General features: G+C 52.8%; 15 protein-coding genes. 13 read left to right on the forward strand and 2 right to left on the reverse strand.

Features of this window, described 5'->3' with window-relative positions; genetic code table 11:
• Positions 1–29 precede the first annotated feature (29 nt).
• Positions 30–1,280 carry a collagen-like domain-containing protein gene (locus ACI1P1_RS22065; RefSeq protein ID WP_416218612.1) on the forward strand — a complete coding sequence of 417 codons (1,251 nt, stop codon included), beginning with the start codon at positions 30–32 and terminating at the stop codon, positions 1,278–1,280.
• Positions 1,281–1,350: 70 nt separating this feature from the next.
• On the opposite strand, the gene ACI1P1_RS22070 is transcribed toward ACI1P1_RS22065, so the two are convergent.
• The gene (locus tag ACI1P1_RS22070; protein ID WP_416218613.1) at positions 1,351–2,517 is read right to left on the reverse strand and encodes a hypothetical protein; all 1,167 of its coding nucleotides are present in this window, start codon (positions 2,515–2,517) and stop codon (positions 1,351–1,353) included.
• A 374-nt stretch (positions 2,518–2,891) separates the two neighbouring features.
• Here ACI1P1_RS22070 and ACI1P1_RS22075 point away from each other — a divergent pair, with 374 nt between their 5' ends.
• The 12 genes from ACI1P1_RS22075 (at position 2,892) to ACI1P1_RS22130 (ending at position 17,385) form a co-directional block, all read left to right on the forward strand.
• On the forward strand, positions 2,892–4,370 hold the full coding sequence (locus ACI1P1_RS22075) for an Lsa family ABC-F type ribosomal protection protein (RefSeq protein ID WP_416218614.1): 1,479 nt from the start codon (positions 2,892–2,894) through the stop codon (positions 4,368–4,370).
• A 32-nt stretch (positions 4,371–4,402) separates the two neighbouring features.
• The gene (locus ACI1P1_RS22080) at positions 4,403–4,555 is read left to right on the forward strand and encodes a hypothetical protein (protein WP_416218615.1); all 153 of its coding nucleotides are present in this window, start codon (positions 4,403–4,405) and stop codon (positions 4,553–4,555) included.
• Positions 4,556–4,645: 90 nt separating this feature from the next.
• Complete coding sequence (locus ACI1P1_RS22085; protein ID WP_416218616.1) at positions 4,646–5,689, forward strand: Cfr family 23S rRNA (adenine(2503)-C(8))-methyltransferase; 1,044 nt, start codon at positions 4,646–4,648, stop codon at positions 5,687–5,689.
• 155 nt (positions 5,690–5,844) lie between these two features.
• The gene (locus tag ACI1P1_RS22090) at positions 5,845–8,499 is read left to right on the forward strand and encodes a DUF4118 domain-containing protein (protein WP_416218617.1); all 2,655 of its coding nucleotides are present in this window, start codon (positions 5,845–5,847) and stop codon (positions 8,497–8,499) included.
• Positions 8,492–9,196 (forward strand): response regulator, encoded by a 705-nt coding sequence (locus tag ACI1P1_RS22095; RefSeq protein WP_416218618.1) that lies wholly within the window; start codon positions 8,492–8,494, stop codon positions 9,194–9,196. The genes ACI1P1_RS22090 and ACI1P1_RS22095 overlap by 8 nt, the downstream gene beginning before the upstream one ends.
• A gap of 178 nt (positions 9,197–9,374) precedes the next feature.
• Positions 9,375–9,524, forward strand: a complete 150-nt coding sequence (locus ACI1P1_RS22100; RefSeq protein WP_416218619.1) for a hypothetical protein — start codon at positions 9,375–9,377, stop codon at positions 9,522–9,524.
• Positions 9,525–9,743: 219 nt separating this feature from the next.
• Positions 9,744–9,821: a K(+)-transporting ATPase subunit F gene (gene kdpF, locus ACI1P1_RS22105; RefSeq protein WP_416218762.1), complete on the forward strand. Its 78-nt coding sequence runs from the start codon at positions 9,744–9,746 to the stop codon at positions 9,819–9,821.
• 24 nt (positions 9,822–9,845) lie between these two features.
• Positions 9,846–11,522: a potassium-transporting ATPase subunit KdpA gene (kdpA, locus tag ACI1P1_RS22110; RefSeq protein WP_416218620.1), complete on the forward strand. Its 1,677-nt coding sequence runs from the start codon at positions 9,846–9,848 to the stop codon at positions 11,520–11,522.
• Positions 11,523–11,546: 24 nt separating this feature from the next.
• Entirely contained in the window at positions 11,547–13,580 is a 2,034-nt protein-coding gene (gene kdpB / locus ACI1P1_RS22115) for a potassium-transporting ATPase subunit KdpB (RefSeq protein ID WP_416218621.1), read from the forward strand.
• 32 nt (positions 13,581–13,612) lie between these two features.
• Positions 13,613–14,233: a potassium-transporting ATPase subunit KdpC gene (gene kdpC / locus ACI1P1_RS22120; RefSeq protein ID WP_416218622.1), complete on the forward strand. Its 621-nt coding sequence runs from the start codon at positions 13,613–13,615 to the stop codon at positions 14,231–14,233.
• Between the two features lies 1 nt (position 14,234).
• Entirely contained in the window at positions 14,235–15,050 is an 816-nt protein-coding gene (locus tag ACI1P1_RS22125; RefSeq protein WP_416218623.1) for an alpha/beta fold hydrolase, read from the forward strand.
• Between the two features lie 4 nt (positions 15,051–15,054).
• Complete coding sequence (locus tag ACI1P1_RS22130; RefSeq protein ID WP_416218624.1) at positions 15,055–17,385, forward strand: histidine kinase; 2,331 nt, start codon at positions 15,055–15,057, stop codon at positions 17,383–17,385.
• A 95-nt stretch (positions 17,386–17,480) separates the two neighbouring features.
• Here the strand turns inward: ACI1P1_RS22130 and ACI1P1_RS22135 are convergent, their stop codons facing one another.
• Positions 17,481–19,076, reverse strand: coding sequence for an NTTRR-F1 domain (locus tag ACI1P1_RS22135; RefSeq protein WP_416218625.1), 1,596 nt, complete (start codon positions 19,074–19,076; stop codon positions 17,481–17,483).
• Positions 19,077–19,249 lie beyond the last annotated feature (173 nt).

The following is a 19,249-nucleotide window of genomic DNA, read 5'->3' on the forward strand; positions in this document are numbered from 1 at the left end:
CAACGAAAAACCAGACAGGAGATGAGAGAATGTCGCAAGCGAATATGCCCAATATTACACCAAGCATCACAGTCACACGTGACGATGCGGTAAATTTGCTGCTGTCCTCTATTGCAATGGAGGAATTGGGCCTCAGTCATATTATTAATGCAGAAGGGGAAAAGCTGCAATATATTCTCGGGACTCTTCCCGGTGTGGATGCGCCTGATGCAACCATTAGCGACGTTCTTGCTGTGAACGAAAGTGTCCGGAATACACTGCGGGACATTGTTAAGAAAGAATGGATTCTTACGAACAAGCTGGAAACCGTTCTTAACGCCACTGCTTTGCTCGGTCCTACAGGTCCAACTGGTCAGACTGGCCCTCCAGGGGGGCCTCCCGGCCCTATTGGTGCACAAGGAATTCAAGGGCCAACCGGAGAAACGGGCACGCCTGGAATAACGGGCCCTACAGGATTGACCGGTCCGACAGGAGAAACAGGTGACACCGGTGCGACTGGCGAAACAGGTGTAACCGGGGAAACCGGTGTGACTGGTGAAACCGGTGTGACCGGGGAAACAGGCGTAACAGGAGTCACTGGTGAAACCGGTGTGACGGGTGAAACCGGTGTGACGGGTGAAACGGGTCCCACTGGCGAAACTGGTGTGACGGGTGTAACAGGTCCCACTGGGGTTACCGGCGACATCGGTGAAACGGGGCCTACCGGAGAAACAGGTGTAACTGGCGCCACAGGAGAAACCGGCGTAACCGGTGTAACCGGTGTAACTGGAGTAACCGGTTTGACTGGATTAACGGGTGTTACGGGTGAAACAGGGGTAACAGGTGTCACGGGTGTAACAGGTGTGACAGGCATAACAGGAACTGCTTTTGCCCTTGAGTTTATTTCAGCAATTGGAGGAAATCCCGGTGAGCAAGTTGAAATTAACAATCTTCCCTTCGCTACTCAGGGCCAACAAAGCGGAGGAATAACCCTAACAGGAAACAATACTTTTACCCTGCCAGCAGGGGGAACTTATCTTGTCACTTATTTCCTCAACGGTCAACCCAATGGATCCGGGACAACAACAATAAGTTTAAGATATTTCAACTCAGCACCTACAGTTCCTATTCCCGGCAGTGAATCTGTCACAACTCTAGTCGATACATTAGTTTCGTTCTCTGGTGGAGCTATATTGGCGAATGTTCCTGCCGGCACTACAATATCATTAGGGTTTGACAATGATGACGCCGAATCCTTGTACTTCAGCAACTACAACATCCAAATCCTCCGTCTTCAATAATCAAACCCAAAAGGCAAGGACGCGCTTTCCCGTCCTTGCCTGTTTTTTTGTCGATTTTGGACTAAATGGACTATATGGCCCCGGTGGACGCAGAGCCGTCATACAAACAGAAGTTGTGGTTCAGATTGAGCAGAATCCGGACCCAAGGGATAAGAGAAACATCCTGCTCCTGGGAAGGATCAAGCGGTTGCAATCTCTGCCATGAGGTCCGTTCCAATACAAGGGAAGCGGACTTCGCACCAAACCGGGAGAGGGCTACCGCAAAGGCTTCAAACCCCTGCATTTGCTGGGTCACCGGAACGGGTGTAAGAGGGGATTGTGGATTTCCATTGATCCAAATGAAGGAGCATGTTCGGTGGTGATGAATGACATTCAAGAATGGAATGAGTCTATCCGGTTCGAATCGGCATGGCCGAAATAGAGGCATAATAAAAGCGCCTTTTGCCTGATTCATGAGGTGAACTATAGGGGGAGCCGGTGAGTTCGTTATGGATATACACGTCAAATTAGCATATTGCTTTTGAAACCGATCAAGCAAAACTCTGCTCTCCGGATTGGCCTCACCTTCGGCTACACAGATCTCAAACAGCTCACAAGCGTCTATTTGATCATAAATGGATTCTAGGCATTGCTCCAGAGCCGCGGGATGTTGGAAGGGTGACAGGCAAATGGACAGCAGCGGCTGCCTGCGTCTATTGGCCAGCACCTGATTCAGTTTATCCAACTCCTTCACACGCACCCATTCTCCGCTTACAGTATCATAAATCCGCGAGATAACCGCGGGATTGCCAGTGGCGACACAATAATCGGGGATATCCTGGAGCACCGCGCTGTGGGCGCCAACTACGCTTCCTTTGCCGATCCGCACATTTCCCTTAACGACAACATTGGCTCCCAGCCAGCAGCTTTCCCCCAATTCAATCCGGCCAGTCCCCCCGTCATCCATGATGTCCGTCAAGGTTACATGGGGTCCGATCAGAACATTCTTTTTCAGTTCCACACGATTGGCGGCGGTTATCCGGAAATACCGGTTGCACCAGCAGTTTTCTCCAATGATAATTTTGGGGGAGGTACAATTCTCCATTTCTTGGACCTTCATGTGGTAGCCGCGTTCCAAAAAAACGGAATTGCCGATGGAAATTTGCTCCGGGTGCTCCCAAATCCCATCTTCATTTATCGCTGTGGAGGTCCCAAAATGGTAAAAATGTTCTTCGTTTGATTCGTCAAGATTGGGCATTGTCCGTGGTTTGCCTCCTTTGACCCTTTCTACTATAAAAAACTATGTGAAGATCATTGATTTATTACTTCCGGACTGCCAATTGAGATTTCCCAAAGGCTATGGTATAGTACAACTAACAAATCGATTGGAAGTGAAAAGATGCGGAAGTAATGTTCTTGCTCAGATGGAATGCCTTTAAAACAGCATGCGGATGTTGCCGCTTGTTTTATTGCGTACGTTCTTTCTGCAAGAAGGTTACTTCTTCTTCTTTTCACTCACGACCATATAACCTCTTCCATATGCCGCGGTGCGGGTATGGTTTGGCGTATAGGTATGAGCTGTGAGAAGAAGTTCTTCTTGCAGCTCATATTTTTTTTGTGGAGGTTATGCGTATGTCTATGATTCGGGTGACCGATCTGACCTTTGGGTATGACGGCAGCTATGACAATATTTTTGAGGATGTGAGCTTTCAGATCGATACGGACTGGAAGCTGGGCTTTACAGGCCGCAATGGCAGAGGAAAAACCACTTTCCTGAACCTGCTGCTGGGCAAATACGAATACCGCGGCCATATTTCGGCCAATGTGGGCTTCGAATACTTCCCGTTCCCGGTTCCCCACCCGGAGAACAATACGCTGGATGTGATCGAAGCGATCTATCCGGATTATGTCCATTGGGAGCTGATGCGGGAGCTGACGCTCCTGAAGATCGGGGAGGACACCTTATACCGTCCCTTCGATTCCTTATCCAACGGGGAACAGACCAAGGTGCTGCTGGCGGCTTTATTCCTGAAGGAAAACCGCTTCCTGCTGATTGATGAACCCACCAACCATCTGGATATGGCGGGCCGTAAGCTGGTCAGTGATTATCTCCGCGGCAAAAGCGGCTTTATCTTGGTTTCCCATGACCGGGCGTTTTTGGACAATTGTGTGGATCACATCCTGTCCATCAACAAAACCAATATTGAGATCCAGAAGGGAAATTTCTCGGAGTGGTGGGAAAACAAGGAGCGGCAGGATAATTTCGAGCTGGCGGAAAACGATAAGCTGAAAAAAGACATCAAACGTCTGTCGGAAGCCGCCAAACGGACCAGTCACTGGTCAGATGAGGTGGAGAAGACGAAGAACGGCACACGTAATTCCGGCTCGAAGGTCGACAAGGGTTATGTGGGGCACAAGGCGGCCAAGATGATGAAACGCTCCAAATCCATGGAGCAGCGCCAGCACAGCGCCATAGACGAAAAATCCAAGCTGCTGAAGAACATCGAATCCGCTGAAAGCCTGAAGATTGCACAGCTGCCGTACCATAAGAACCAACTGGTGGAGCTGGAGAATGTGTCAATTTATTATGGGGACAAAACAGTATGTGAGGGTGTCGGGTTTACGATTGAGCAGGGGGACCGCATTTCCTTAACGGGTAAAAATGGCTCGGGAAAATCCAGTATTATCAAGCTCATTTGTGGAGCGGATATCCGTTACTCGGGCACCTGCCGGATCGGCAGCCAACTGAAAATCTCATATGTTTCCCAGGATACCTCCCATCTGCGGGGCAATCTAACGGATTATGCGGTGGAGCATGGCATTGACGAAAGCCTCTTCAAGGCTATTTTGCGGAAGCTGGACTTCTCGCGGCTCCAGTTCGAAAAGGATATGTCCGCCTTCAGCGGTGGCCAAAAGAAGAAGGTATTGATCGCCAAAAGCTTGTGTGAACAGGTCCATCTGCATATCTGGGATGAACCGTTGAATTTTATTGATGTGGTTTCCCGGATGCAGATCGAGGAGCTGCTGCTGGAGCATCAGCCCACCATTTTGTTCGTGGAGCATGACCGTGAGTTTGTGGAGAATATTGCTACCAAAACGGTAACTCTTTAGCAAATTTGGTTGAATAGAGGAGGATGTATGAAATGAAGGAGAAGATCGTTGCTGTAGATGATCATGTGAGCTGTCCGACACCGCTGCTGTTGACGGTTCACGATTTACAATACACAGCCGCCGGAGCCTCACCTGACTGTCGGCGATTGAATGAGCAGCGAATGATAAACCATTATGCCGCTTAGCGGATAGCAGGAAAAGGCCGAATGCCAAGAGAACCGGTTCTGGCCGGTTCTCTTGGGTTTTTCTCCGGGGCTGGATAAGGAGAAAAACAAATGCAGCCTATATCCAAATATGAAGCCATCCAACATATATTGTCCGGTTTGAAAGAGCCAGCTTACCGCTTTAAGCAAATTACGGATGCCGTATTCCGGCACCGTATCGGGGACTTCGACCGGATGACCATGCTGCCGCAATCCCTGAGGACCGTTTTGATCCAAGAGCTGGGTGAAACCATCCTCGGGATTAAGCCTGCCCAGGAAAAGCTCTCCCGGCAGGTGAGCAAGCTGCTGTTTGCTCTCCCTGGGGGTGAACATATTGAGGCAGTAAGGCTCAGCTACAAGCGGGGCTGGGACTCATACTGCATCTCCTCCCAGTGCGGATGCGGCTTCGCGTGCCGGTTTTGCGCCACCGGGAGCATCGGGTTCAAACGGAACCTGACCGCCGATGAAATAACCGATCAGCTGCTGTATTTTCATCTTGAGGGACATTCCTTAGACAGTGTCGCCTTTATGGGTATGGGGGAAGCATTAGCCAATCCCAATCTGTTCGAAGCGTTGAAGCAGCTGACTGATCCGCGGCTGTTCGCTTTGGGGCTGAGAAGACTGACCGTATCCACCATTGGCCTTTTGCCGGGGATAGCCAGATTAACAGAGGAATTCCCGCAGGTTAATGTGACCTTTTCGCTTCATTCACCTTTTGACGAGGAACGCAGCAGCTTGATGCCCATTAATGAAAGGTATCCGCTGCAGGAGGTTATGGATGCCCTCGACCGCCACATCAGGCTCACGGGAAGAAAGGTGTATATTGCCTATATTCTTCTTCATGGCATTAATGATTCCAAGGAGCATGCCAAAGCTCTCGCTCATTTACTCCGGGATAGGGTAAAGAAGGGGCAGCTTTATCATGTTACTCTGATTCCCTTTAACCGGTCGGAGGCCATCGGAAGCAGCTACCGGCAAGCGGAGGCGGATCGGGTCAATAGGTTTCTTACCATGCTGACATCCAAAGGTATTCATGCTTCGGTTCGGACCCAATTCGGGTCGGACATTGATGCGGCCTGCGGGCAGCTGTATGCAGCGGAGAAGCGGTTAAGGTAATAGGTTAAATGCAGAGCCATCTTAATGCAATCTTAATACTGGAGCAAAAGTTGTAATGCGAAGCTGATTTTGTACATGATATACTTACAAAAAACCTCCAGCCTTCGACGTAACCGGGGTTGGGGGGGAGACACGAAGGAAGCAGGGAAACCCACATGGCTGCCAAACAAGTTGATGGTGTCGGCGTGAACGGGCGAAATCATAATCCCACTCCCAAACGGCGGGGATCGTTAAAAGTCTTCCTGAGTTATTCTCCGGGCGCAGGCAAGACATTGGCGATGGTGAAAGCTGGCAACCAGGAGCATAAAGCAGGAAAAAGGGTGCTGGTTGGCTCTGTTCAGCAACAAAACAGTAGGGAGATTCTAACCCTTCTGGAAAACATCGAGTTTCTGCCGCCGGGAGCCTCTTCAAGAGGGGCAGACAATCAAGAGATCTTCGACCTGGACCGGGCCCTTGCCATCAAACCGGATATCATCCTGCTGGATGATCTGGCCTATGTCAATCCTCCGGGATGCAGGCATAAGAAGCGCTACCAGGACGTGGAGGAGCTGCTCCGGGCGGGCATGGATGTGTATACCACCTTGAATGTGCAGCAGCTGGAAAGCTTGACCGATATGGTCCCATTCACGGACGGTTTTCCGGAAACCAGGAGGATTCCCGACAATGTGCTGGATAATGCGGATTTCGTGGAGCTGGTGGACATTGAGCCGAAGGAACTGCTTTCCCGGTATCCAAATGGGGAATATGACGAGAAAATTCTGACCCACCTTAGGGAAATTGCGCTTCGGATCACGGCATCTCAATTAAGCCGGATCGCCGCACGGCTTCGGATCCAGGGGAACCGGGAGGAATCGGAGGTTAAGGACCATATTCTGGTCTGTTTGTCCGCCGCAGCCTCCAACAGGAAGGTGATCCGGACAGCGGCGAGGATGGCGGAGGTGTTCCATGCGCGGTTCACGGCGTTGTATGTGGAGACCTCGGAATCCAACGAGCTGGCATGGAAGGATAAGACGGAGCTTCGGGATAATCTGCGCCTCGCCGAGCAATTGGGTGCGCAGATTGCAACCGTATACGGGGAAGATGTGCCTGCGCAAATAGCAGAGTATGCCAGAACCGGCCACGTATCCAAAATCGTCCTGGGACGATCACCGGCCAAGAAACGGGGTTTTTCCAAAGGAAACGTGGTGGATAAGCTTATTGCGCTTGCACCTCATGTGGAAACCTATATTATTCCTTATCCGGAGGCTTCCGTCCGCAAAAGGTTATTTCTATATTTGAAGGCACCCCGGCTGTCCTTGGCTGACGCAGGGAAAACGGCTGCTGTTTTAATCGTATCCACGCTGATCGGATTCTGGTTTCACCGGATGGGCTACCGGGAAGCCAATATCATTACCGTCTACATTGTCGGCATTCTGTTATTGGCGACGATGACGCAAGGGCGGATCTACAGCGCCGCGGCCTCTGTTCTGAGTGTGCTGGTGTTCGATTTTTTCTTCACCGATCCCCGTTATTCCTTCCGGGCTTACGACTCCAACTATCTGGTTACCTTCTTCCTGATGCTGGGGGCCTCCTTCCTGACCAGCACCCTGACTATGCGGGTGAAGCAGCAGGCCAGGCAAGCCGCCCAGAAGGCATACCGGACGGAGGCGCTCCTGGAGACCAGCCGCAAGCTGCAGCAGGCGCAGGACGCTCCAGCCATTATCGAGGAGACCGCCCGCCAGCTGGTGAAGCTGCTGGACCGGACCGTGATTTTTTATACGGCGGAGGATGGGCGGTTGTCACAGCCGAGGATGTTTACCGGCCAGGAGCCGCCGGAGAGCATGGTTATGTTCACGGACGAGAATGAACGGGCTGTAGCCGACTGGGTGTACAAAAACAATAAACGGGCAGGGGCAACAACGGATACCTTCTCCGGTGCCCGCTGCATGTATCTGGCTGTACGCGGCGGGGAGACGGTTTTTGCGGTGGTGGCCGTGGTGCTGGATGAGGGGCAGCCTATTGAGGTATTCGAAAAGAGCCTTATGATCGCCATGCTGGGTGAATGCGGATTAGCGCTGGAGAAAACACGGCTGAATGAGCAGCAGCAGGAAATCTCCTTGCAGATTCAGCAGGAGCAGCTGCGGGCCAATTTATTGCGCGGCATTTCCCATGACCTGCGGACCCCCTTAACCAGTATTTCGGGCAATGCGGGCATTCTCATCGGCAATTCCCAGGTTTTGAACGAGGAGCAGAAAAGAAGTCTGTATACCGATATTTACGATGACTCCATTTGGCTGATCCATCTGGTGGAGAACCTCCTGTCCATAACCCGGATTGAAAACGGAACCCTCAATTTGAACTTTCAGGGCGAGCTGATTGAGGATGTGATTGCGGAGGCTCTGCAGCATGTGTCCAAGAAAAAGGAGGAGCACCGGATACAGGTTGATCTGGAGGATGAGCTGCTTATGGCCCGGATGGATTCCAGGCTGATTGTGCAGGTGCTGATCAATCTCATCGATAATGCGGTAAAGTACACTCAGGACGGCTCCCTGATCCGGATTTCCGCCAAACGGGAGGAGCAGATGATCCGGCTCCAGGTAGCGGATGACGGGCCGGGTATTCCGGATGGGGCCAAAGCCCGTTTATTCGATATGTTCTATACGGCGGAGATCAAACGCGGGGACAGCCGCAGGGGGTTGGGTCTGGGCTTATCCCTGTGCAAATCCATTATTCATGCCCATGACGGCATGATCGGCGTTCAGGATAATTGGCCGAAGGGAAGCGTATTTTATTTTACCCTGCCGGCTGCGGAGGTGAGTGTCTATGAATAAGCCTGTTATTCTGGTGGTGGAGGATGACAGACCCATCAGCAAGCTGATCACAACCACACTGGAGACCCAAGGCTACAAGTACCTGGAGGCGTCTACGGGGGAAATGACGATTATGGAGGCGGTGTCGCGGCAGCCGGATCTGATGATTCTCGACCTGGGTCTGCCGGATATGGACGGGGTGGAGATCATCCGGAAGGTGCGGAGCTGGTCCAATCTGCCCATTATTGTCGTGAGTGCGCGCAGTGAGGACCGGGATAAGATTGAAGCCCTTGATGCCGGAGCGGACGACTATCTGACCAAACCCTTCAGTGTGGAGGAGCTGCTTGCCCGGCTGCGGGTGAGTCTGCGGCGTATTCAGTTTGACCGGGATAAGCTGCAGAAGGATGCCTCCAGCTTCAACAACGGGAATCTGCGGATTGATTATGCGGCAGGAGTGGTGTACCTGGGCGGCGAGGAAATTCATCTGACCCCCAGCGAATATAAGCTGCTATGCCTGTTGGCCAAAAATGTGGGGAAGGTGCTGACCCATAACTATATCCTGCATGAGATTTGGGGGAGCCACCCGTATGATGTGCCCGCCCTGCGGGTTTTTATGGCGACACTCCGCAAGAAAATTGAAAGCGGTTCGTCCCAGAAGCTGATTCAGACCCATATCGGTATCGGCTACCGGATGCTGCAGGTCAGTGAGGATGTATGAGTCTCTAACATAGTCCATACACAAAACCGTCACGTGAGTGGCGGTTTTTTTGCGTTTCGTGATTCTTAAGGCCATCTTTATTCCCCGCGCCAAACCCTAACCCCATGCTTATGGCCACAGTGCTAAGCTGATTTACAAGCAGCAAGATAATGTGAACCGAAGAGAGGAGACTTCCAAAATGAATGTGCTGCTGCGGGTATCGGGGTTTATCGGTGTGGGGCTGATTGTGCTGAACACGGCCAAAGCCTGCTTGCTTTATATGGACAGGAAAAAGCTGTCCAGGTTGACGGCAGAGGAGCTTTACGAACAGCGGAACCGGGAGGAATGAGGATTCTGGGAGGAATCTTAATGCGATCTTAATTCTTGTCGGCATATCCTAATCCTTCATTAATGAGAGAAATGGTACGCTTGTTGAAGATCAAACAAAAGGAGCAAACCCTATGATGGATGTATATATGGCGGCTGTATTGGCTGCGGTATTCGGCTTGTTTTACGCCTTCTCCAGCTGGTGTGAAGCGCTGGTGGACGGTAAGGGGAGGGAAGAGCCATGACCTTGGTGCTGATTGCCACACTCTTTCTGTTTCTTTATCTGGTTTATGCATTGATTCACCCGGAGAAATTCTAAAGTAAATATGTGGGAGGGCTTGTTGTGGGCGTAGTACAAATCATTGCAGTCATTGCCATTCTCGTGCTTCTGGTGAAGCCGGTAGGGACTTATTTATATCATGTGTTTTCGAACGAAGCCAACGGTACGGACCGGATTTTCGGCGGGGTTGAGCGGGGAATTTACAGGCTGGTTGGTTTGCGCAGCCGCGAGGGGATGTCCTGGAAGAAATATGCGGTCAGCTTTCTGGCAACCAATCTGGTACTGGTCGCCTTCGGGTATCTTATCCTGCGGCTGCAGGGGGCGCTTCCCGTGAATCCCAACGGAGCAGGGGGTATGGAGGAAACCCTGAGCTTCAACACGGTCATCAGCTTCATCACCAATACGAATCTCCAGCATTACAGCGGAGAATCAGGCCTTACTTATTTATCCCAAATGGCTGTGATCACGATGATGATGTTTACCTCTGCAGCCAGCGGTTTTTCGGTGGCGGTGGCTTTTGTGAGAGGGATAACCGGAAGACCGAATTTGGGCAACTTCTTCGAGGATTTCGTGAAGGCCCATGTCCGGGTATTTCTCCCGCTGGCTCTGGTTGTAACCCTTATCCTTGTAGCACTTCAAGTGCCGCAAACGCTGAAGCCGACGCTACAGGTCACCACTCTCGAGGGAACCACCCAGCAGATTGCCATCGGCCCGGTAGCCTCTTTGGAATCCATCAAACATCTGGGAACCAACGGTGGTGGTTTTTTTGGAGCCAATGCAGCTCACCCCTTCGAGAATCCGTCTCCTCTGACCAATGTAATCGAGATTTTGTCCATGTGGATGCTGCCGGCGGCGCTTCCCTACATGTACGGGCGGTTTGCCAATAACAGACGCCAGGGCTGGGGGATTTTCGCTGCGATGATGACGCTGTTCATTGTGCTGCTGTCGCTGAATTTCTATGCGGAAAGCCAGGGTAACCCGGCTATCAATGCCATGGGGATTGACGCGTCGCAGGGCAGTATGGAGGGCAAGGAGGTGCGCTTCGGCATTCCGCAGTCCTCTCTGTTCACAACCGTCACCACGGCTGCCACAACAGGCAGTGTGAACAATATGCATGATACCCAAACTCCTCTGGGTAGCATTACTCCCCTTGCGCTGATGATGCTGAATAATGTGTTCGGCGGCAAAGGTGTGGGGCTGATCAATATGCTGATGTACGCCATTCTGGCAGTTTTCCTTTGCGGCCTGATGGTGGGCAGGACTCCGGAATTCCTGGGACGCAAAATTGAAGCCCGGGAAATGAAGCTGATCGCCATCGCCATACTGGTCCATCCGTTTATTATCCTGGCGCCTACAGCATTGTCCTTCCTGACGGATCTGGGTCAGGGCTCTATTACCAATCCAGGTTATCACGGGCTGTCCCAGGTGCTGTATGAATTCACCTCCGCTGCAGCCAACAACGGCTCCGGCTTTGAGGGGCTGGCGGATAATACCCCCTTCTGGAACATCACCACGGGGCTTGTAATGCTGCTGGGACGTTATGTTTCCATCATCGCCATGCTGGCGGTGGCCGGATCCCTGCTCCGCAAGCAGCCGGTGCCGGAAACCATCGGTACCTTCCGTACCGACAACGGGCTGTTTACCGGGATCCTGATCGGAACGGTGCTTATTATCGGGGCATTGACCTTCCTGCCGGTGATCGTGCTGGGACCGGTTGCCGAATATCTGACGTTAGGCTAAGCCTAAGAGAGAGGGAGAACATCCATGAGTACGGTACCGAGGAAAAAGCTGTTGACAGGACCAATTATCCGCAGTGCGGTGAAGGATAGCTTTGTGAAGCTGAATCCCCTGACCTTAATGAAGAACCCGGTTATGTTTGTAGTGGAAATCGGCACCTTTATGGTGCTGCTGATGGTTCTGGCGCCGGGATTATTCGGGGCGGAGGCTTCCAGAGGCTTTAATGTGGCGGTTTTTATCATTCTGCTGTTTACGGTGTTGTTTGCTAATTTTGCCGAAGCGCTGGCGGAGGGTCGGGGAAAAGCCCAGGCGGATACGCTGAAACGGACCAAGCAGGACATCTCGGCCAACAAGCTGGTAGGGGATGCCATAAAGACGGTTGCCTCCGCCGAGCTCCGCAAAGGGGATATTGTTATTGTACGCCAAGGGGAAATGATCCCCGGCGACGGAGAGGTGATAGAAGGCCTTGCTTCAGTTGACGAATCAGCCATCACCGGAGAATCGGCTCCCGTCATTAAGGAGGCGGGCGGGGATTTCAACTCCGTCACCGGCGGTACAAGGGTGGTCAGTGACCAGATTAAGGTCAGAATCACCAGTGACCCCGGGGAATCCTTCCTGGACCGGATGATCTCTCTGGTGGAAGGGGCCAAACGGCAAAAAACACCCAATGAAATCGCCTTGTCCACGCTGCTTATCAGCCTGACCATCATCTTCCTCATTGTGGTGGTCACCTTGCGCCCCATAGCAGCTTATCTGCAAGTGGACCTGGAAATTCCCGTGCTGATCGCACTGCTGGTATGTCTGATACCCACCACCATTGGAGGGCTGCTCTCCGCCATCGGTATTGCGGGTATGGACCGGGTTACCCGGTTCAACGTGCTGGCCATGTCGGGCAAAGCGGTGGAGGCGGCAGGGGATATCAACACGATGATCCTGGACAAAACAGGTACGATCACCTTTGGCAACCGGATGGCAAGCGAATTTGTGCCTGTAGGCAAGGAAACGGAAGCCGATGTGGCCAGATGGGCCGCCGTCAGCTCCGGCCTGGATGAAACACCGGAAGGGCGATCGGTCATTGAACTGGTGAAAAAGTTGGGGCACCCGTATGACAGCACCTTGGCGGAAGGCGGAGATTTCATTGAATTCCGTGCGGAAACCCGCATGAGCGGCATGGACTTGACAGATGGGCGGATGGTCCGCAAGGGCGCCGTCGACTCTGTGAAGCGTTGGGTATTATCCCAGGGCGGCATTATCCCCGCCGATCTGGACCCAAAGTCCAACGGCATCGCCGGCAAGGGCGGCACCCCTCTTGCGGTGGCGGTGAATGACCGCATATACGGGTTGATTTATCTGAAGGATACGGTAAAGCCGGGGATGAAGGAACGGTTTGACGAGCTGCGCCGGATGGGTATTAAGACCATTATGTGTACAGGCGACAATCCTTTGACGGCAGCCACCATTGCCGCGGAGGCGGGTGTGGATGAATTTATTGCCGAAAGCACGCCGGAGGACAAGATTGAGGTGATCCGCCGGGAGCAAAAAGAAGGCAAGCTGGTGGCTATGACCGGCGACGGGACCAACGATGCCCCGGCACTGGCGCAAGCGGATGTGGGCTTGGCCATGAACAGCGGCACCACCGCCGCCAAGGAAGCGGCTAATATGGTGGATCTGGATTCCGATCCATCCAAAATCATTGAAGTGGTAGCTATCGGCAAGCAGCTGCTGATGACCCGCGGCGCACTGACCACCTTCAGTATTGCGAACGATATTGCCAAATATTTTGCCATCATCCCCGCAATGTTCACCCTGGCGATTCCGGAGATCAATGCTCTGAATGTGATGGGTTTGGGTTCCCCGAGCTCGGCGATTTTGTCGGCGCTGGTGTTTAATGCCATCATTATTCCGCTGCTGATCCCGTTAGCCATGCGGGGAGTGTCCTATAAGCCGATGAGCTCTGTGAAACTGCTCCGCCGCAACATTTTCGTGTATGGATTGGGCGGCATTCTGGTTCCGTTTATCGGGATTAAGCTTATTGATCTGTTCGTCAACATCTGGATGTAGGAATAAGGAGTTTAGGGGAGAGGATGACAACAATGGGAAATGCAAAGGCGGATGTTATCAGCCATAATCCGGTATCCAAATCGGCATTTTTGTTCATAGTGGTAAGACTGAGCGCCGTATTTATTATTCTGTGCGGTTTGATATATCCGTTGGCCTCGACAGGGCTTGCCCAGGTCTTAATGCCTGGACGGGCAAACGGCAGCCTGGTGAGCAACAGCGCAGGCCAGGTTGTGGGCTCCGAGCTGATCGGCCAGCAATTTGAGAATCCGGCCTTGTTCCAAAGCCGTGTCTCCAGCATTGAATATAAAGCTGAAGCCTCCGGCTCCAACAACTACGGGCCCTCCAATCCGGATATGCTGCAGCGGACAAGGGATTCCATCGAACAATGGAAAACAGCCAACCCTGACGTTGCCGTTAGCACGCTGCCCATCGATCTGGTGACCAATTCGGGCTCCGGGCTGGACCCGCATATTACACCGGCATCCGCCAGGGTTCAAATTCCGAGAATCAGCGCCTTAACCGGTATTTCCCAAGAGCAGTTGGATCATTTGGTAACCTCCCATACGGAAAGCCGCGATTTGGGGCTGTTCGGGGAGCCCCGCGTCAATGTATTGAAGCTGAACTTGGAATTGCTGGAGTTGGGAGGTCGTTAACTTGCCTGTCGCCAATGTGAACGGCACATCCATTTATTATGAAATCGAGGGCAGAGGGATGCCTGTTGTGTTTATTCACAGCCATGGAATGACTCATGCCATGTTCAAGCCCCAGATAGATTTTTTTAAGGGACGGTACAAGGTCATCTCATGTGATCTGCGGGGAAACGGAAAATCCGGCAAGCTCACAGAGCCGCGGCAGGAGATCATTGAGACCCAATGCGCCGATTTGATCATGCTCTTGAACCAGCTTCATCTGCGGGATGTGGTATTCGTCGGAGTTTCCTATGGCGGATTGCTGGCCCAGCATATTGCCTATTCGTACCCTAATCGGGTGAAAGCGCTGGTGGTGGCGGACAGCTTCTACCGGGATGATCCGTCGGCTGTGGTCCGGTCCCTGCAAACGGCAGCCGCTTATTGCAGCTGTCTGACCTATTACGCGCCAAGCGATTGGATTATGCCCTCTGTCCGGCTGTCTTACCGGCGTTGGGAGCAGGCATACCGTGTGATCCGCAGCAGCTTGCTTGAGAAACGGCCGGGTGAGCTGTATATGCAGAGACTGGCGATGACCGGTGTGGATTACGGGGAGGAGCTGAAGAAAATCGGCCAGCCTGTCCTTTGTCTGGCTTCAGCAGACTCCGGCCCGAATATGCTGTATATGAAGCAGTTGGCTGCTATGCTGTCCCATGCGCGGCTGGAGCTGCTTCCGGATTCGCTCCCCCCGGGGAATCTGTGCCAGCCGGAGCTGTTTAACCGGCTTCTGGAGCAGTTTCTGGATTCGCTGGCTGAGGTGCAGGAACGCCGGATGGGAGGCTAAGCCGATGGCGCCCTACAAGCGGAAGACCCCGGAGGAAATTCTCGATTCCATCTACCGCCTGCACCGGGGCAGGCTGAAAATCCTGATCGGACCTGTCAGCGGCTCCGGCAAAACCTATCACATGCTGCAGGAAGGCAGGCTGCTGCAAAAGCAAGGCATCGATGTGGTATACAGTGCCGTCTCTACCATGCAGCGTGCGGAGACGGTTCAGCAGCTGGAGGCGCTGGATCGGGTGCCCAGCATTCACTGGTGGAAGGATGGACAGGAGCAGAAGGATCTTCCGCTGGATGTCCTGGTGGAGCGCAACCCAGAGGTGCTGCTGGTGGATGGGCTGGCCCACCGCAACCGGGAAGGGGCGTTTTTCCCCACCCGGCTGGAGGATATCCGCTATCTGATGGACAAAGGCATCAGTGTGATTACCACCATCAACGTATATGAATTGGCGGGTGTGGGTGAGGAGATTTTCCGGCTGACGGGAATCAAGGCCGACGAAACGGTTCCCATGAACACCCTGGAGCTGGCCGACGAGATCCGGCTGATCGACGTATCCCCGGAAACCATTCTGAAGCGGATGGAGGACGGCATTCTGGGGGACAAGGCGCATCCGGCCTTATCCCGCAGAGGCAATCTGGGGGTGCTGCGGGAGGTGGCCCTGCGCCTGGTGGCGGAGGGTGTCAACGATTCGCTGGAAAAGCACAGGGAGGAGCAGGGCCTTATCGGCCCGTCCGGGGCAACGGAACGGATTCTGGTTTCAGCACAGTATCATTGGAACGGCTCCCTGCATATCCGCAGGGGGCAGCAAATCGCCAAAAGGCTGGGGGGCGATCTGCTGGTAGTCAGCTTTGTGTTGGATGGGAGGAAGCTGTCCAAGGAGCAGCAGGCATTCCGGCAATCCATCAGCAAGCTGGTGAAGCGGGTGGATGCCCGGTTCGAGGAATTACCTCTACCCGGTGTACGCGCCCTGCCCTCTGCTCTAGTCCGGTATGCCACTGAAAACAATGTGACGCGGATTGTTATGGGCCATTCCCAAAAAAGCCGCTGGCAGGAAAAGTGGCAGGGCTCCATTGCCAACCGGGTGCTGCGGAAAACCCGCAATATCGATGTGTTCCTGATGGCTGACCGGGCGAGGGAGGAAGGGGAGCGGATCCTGCCCGTGAAGTCGGCAACGTCCAAGAAGCCCCCTGGCTTCCACCGGCTGACCACCCAGGAAATCCAGAACCGGGTGGATTCGATCCGCCACGGCACCTTCAAGGTATATATCGGGGCTGCGCCTGGTGTCGGGAAAACCTACAAAATGCTGCAGGAGGGTAATCTGCTTTTGGGGCGGGGCATTGATGTGGTCATTGGGCTTCTGGAAACCCACGGACGGAAGGAGACTCTGGAGCAGATCGGTGTGCTGCCCCTTATCCCCCGGGCGAAGGTAGGCTACCAGGGAGTCCAGCTGGAGGAGATGGATACCGATGCCATCCTTGCACGGCACCCCGAGCTAGTGCTGGTGGATGAGCTGGCGCATACCAACATTCCGGGAGTCGCCACCCGGAAGCGGTACGAGGATATTATCCGGCTGCTGGAGAACGGGATTTCAGTGATTACCACGGTGAATGTGCAGCATCTGGAGAGCCTGAACGACGCGGTGGCCCAATTGACGGGTGTCCGGGTCCGGGAGACGGTGCCGGACTATATCCTGAAGATGGCCAACGAGGTGGAGCTCATCGACATTACGCCCCAGATGCTACAGGAGCGGATGAAGGAGGGCAAAATTTATGCGGCGGAGAAAATCAGCCAGGCGCTGGAATCCTTCTTCAAAATTGGCAACCTCATCGCCCTGCGGGAGCTGGCTCTAAGGGAAATTGCCGATGATGTGGACGAACGGCTGGAGGCTTGGGAGCGGGATGCCGCTTTGCGGGGGCCATGGAGCAGGCAGGAGGTTATCTTCGTTTGTGTAGACCTGGAGCCCCGGGCAGAACGGCTCATCCGCCGCGGCTTCCGCATTGCCCACCGGTTAAAGGCAGAATGGTTTGTCCATTATGCCCACTGCACCGGGGAGCTCTCCCTGGAACAGCGGAAGCAGCTGGACACACTGCGCCAGCTGACGGAACGGCTGGGGGGGACGATGGAAACGGCAGAGGCGGGCAGCGGCAAGCTCCTTCACCGGCATTTGCTGGCACGGATGAACGAGGTGCGGGCCACGCAGCTGATTATCGGGCAATCCCGGAAGCCCCTATGGCGGACGCTGTTCAAGGAAACCTTCATCCATTATCTCCTGCGCCATGCCCGGCATATCGACATGCTGATCCTGGCGGACTATGATCCCCATGTGGCGGGGCAGGCTTGAGGGGGAGGGGCTTAGAAAAGAATCTGCCGGCAGATCCAAGAAATAAGAAAAACCGCTTTCCGGGCTGAAGCCAGAAGGCGGTTTGTTCTATGTCCTCATGGCAGAACCCCTATTCCTTGAGGGGAATCCCCAACCATGATGGATGAAATTTGCGTATTCGTTGACCCGCTGAAAATCAATACGGCATCCGCAAATTGATTGGACGCATAAATGGAATTTGTAGACGGATTAACTCCGACTCCTTCGTTTCCTGGTGAAAAAAGAGTGAGTGGTATTACTGTCAGCACTGTGTCGGTTACCCCGTCAATTACCGCGATATTGTTGGTGCCTGCTGCATAAACCCGATTGGTTAAGGGATTTACGCCTAAGCTTATTACACCGTTAACGGGAACTATATTATCAACGGTGTTTGTTAAACTGTTAATGATATATACATTGCTGCTGATCGAATTTGCTACATAAACTTTATTGGAAGCCGAGTTCACTTCTAAACCTACCGGATTATCACCAACGGGAATAGTTGCGATGACCGTATTGGTAATGCCATCAATTACACTTACAACCTCTAAAAAATGGTTTGTCACATAGATGCTGTTCGTCGATGTGTTCACTCCAACGGCAAACGGCGCCTCAAAGCCAGTAAGCGTTGCAATTACGGTATTATTAGAGCCGTCGATCACGGAAACGGTATTGTTGTTGTTATTCGATACATAAATCCGGTTGGTGAAGGGATTAACCTCTGCTTCATATGGCCGGCTTCCGACGGGAATTGTCGCAACTACTGAATTGGAGTAGCCGTCAATCACCGAAACATTATCTGAGCCGGAGTTTGCCACATAAACCCGATTGGTTAAATGATTTATTCCCACGCCTAAAGGGCGTACACCTACAGCAATGGTAGTAATCACAGCATTGGTCAAACCGTTTATCACCGTCACATTATCGCTGTCCATATTGGCAACATAAATACGGTTGTTCGGTGTAAAAGGTGCTCCTGTAGGCCCTGTAGCGCCAGTTGGCCCAATATTGCCGACAATGCCTGTAGCCCCCGTCTGTCCGGTGGAGCCTGTAACCCCAGTAGCCCCAGTAACCCCAGTAACCCCAGTTGAGCCTGGAGCTCCAGTAGGACCCGTAACACCTGTACTGCCAGAAACGCCCGGAAGGCCAGTTATTCCTGTAGCCCCGGTTGCTCCAGTGGGTCCCGTTGCTCCGCTGCCTCCATTCAAATCCTGTGCCTGCATCACAATGACCTCATCCACCAGAATGTTACAGGCTGGCACCATCTGCACCAGACTAAAGGATAGCTGGGCATAAGCGGTAGTGGGGGGAGCAATGGTTGTCACGCCCTCGAAAGTATGCCACTCTAAGCTTGTGAAAAAGTTAGGTCGTACAAGCAATGTTAAACCAGTACCCAGATACTGAACGGAGTTGTTGAAAAAATTAATGGAGATCGCAACCAAGGGACTCTGTCCGGCCTGATTTCGCGCTAGTGAAGCCGATATAAACAATCCTTCACCTGGAGCGGCAGTTATCAATTGTTGCAAAGAGGTCGCTGCCTGTCCGCCTATCATTTCCACGCTGCTGAACCCTTCCTTGGACCTTGCACTTATAACCGTGTTAACACCAAACCACGAGGAAAGCCCTGATTCGAAGCTCCAATTTAACAGTTTGTTTTGTAATTGAATGGCCATGGATGAACTCACCCCGTTTTTTATGCAGATTATTTCTCCTCCATATTTATTCTATTTCTCTAAAAAATTCTTGTGCGATTGGTAGAAAACTTGATATTTTTAATGGAAAATAGGGTTTACATCCGACAACCCCAGTGAGGAAATCAATGGAACTCTATCGATTCGATAAAGAG

This window comes from Paenibacillus mesotrionivorans (assembly GCF_046098205.1).
Taxonomy (GTDB): Bacteria; Bacillota; Bacilli; order Paenibacillales; family NBRC-103111; genus Paenibacillus_AR; species Paenibacillus_AR mesotrionivorans.

Excerpts from the sequence above, each read along its gene's own strand:
- ACI1P1_RS22065 (WP_416218612.1), top strand. The coding sequence starts at position 30 with ATGTCGCAAGCGAATATGCCCAATATTACACCAAGCATCACAGTCACA.
- ACI1P1_RS22070 (WP_416218613.1), bottom strand. The coding sequence starts at position 2,517 with ATGCCCAATCTTGACGAATCAAACGAAGAACATTTTTACCATTTTGGG.
- ACI1P1_RS22075 (WP_416218614.1), top strand. The coding sequence starts at position 2,892 with ATGTCTATGATTCGGGTGACCGATCTGACCTTTGGGTATGACGGCAGC.
- ACI1P1_RS22080 (WP_416218615.1), top strand. The coding sequence starts at position 4,403 with ATGAAGGAGAAGATCGTTGCTGTAGATGATCATGTGAGCTGTCCGACA.
- ACI1P1_RS22085 (WP_416218616.1), top strand. The coding sequence starts at position 4,646 with ATGCAGCCTATATCCAAATATGAAGCCATCCAACATATATTGTCCGGT.
- ACI1P1_RS22090 (WP_416218617.1), top strand. The coding sequence starts at position 5,845 with ATGGCTGCCAAACAAGTTGATGGTGTCGGCGTGAACGGGCGAAATCAT.
- ACI1P1_RS22095 (WP_416218618.1), top strand. The coding sequence starts at position 8,492 with ATGAATAAGCCTGTTATTCTGGTGGTGGAGGATGACAGACCCATCAGC.
- ACI1P1_RS22100 (WP_416218619.1), top strand. The coding sequence starts at position 9,375 with ATGAATGTGCTGCTGCGGGTATCGGGGTTTATCGGTGTGGGGCTGATT.
- kdpF (WP_416218762.1), top strand. The coding sequence starts at position 9,744 with ATGACCTTGGTGCTGATTGCCACACTCTTTCTGTTTCTTTATCTGGTT.
- kdpB (WP_416218621.1), top strand. The coding sequence starts at position 11,547 with ATGAGTACGGTACCGAGGAAAAAGCTGTTGACAGGACCAATTATCCGC.
- kdpC (WP_416218622.1), top strand. The coding sequence starts at position 13,613 with ATGGGAAATGCAAAGGCGGATGTTATCAGCCATAATCCGGTATCCAAA.
- ACI1P1_RS22130 (WP_416218624.1), top strand. The coding sequence starts at position 15,055 with ATGGCGCCCTACAAGCGGAAGACCCCGGAGGAAATTCTCGATTCCATC.
- ACI1P1_RS22135 (WP_416218625.1), bottom strand. The coding sequence starts at position 19,076 with ATGGCCATTCAATTACAAAACAAACTGTTAAATTGGAGCTTCGAATCA.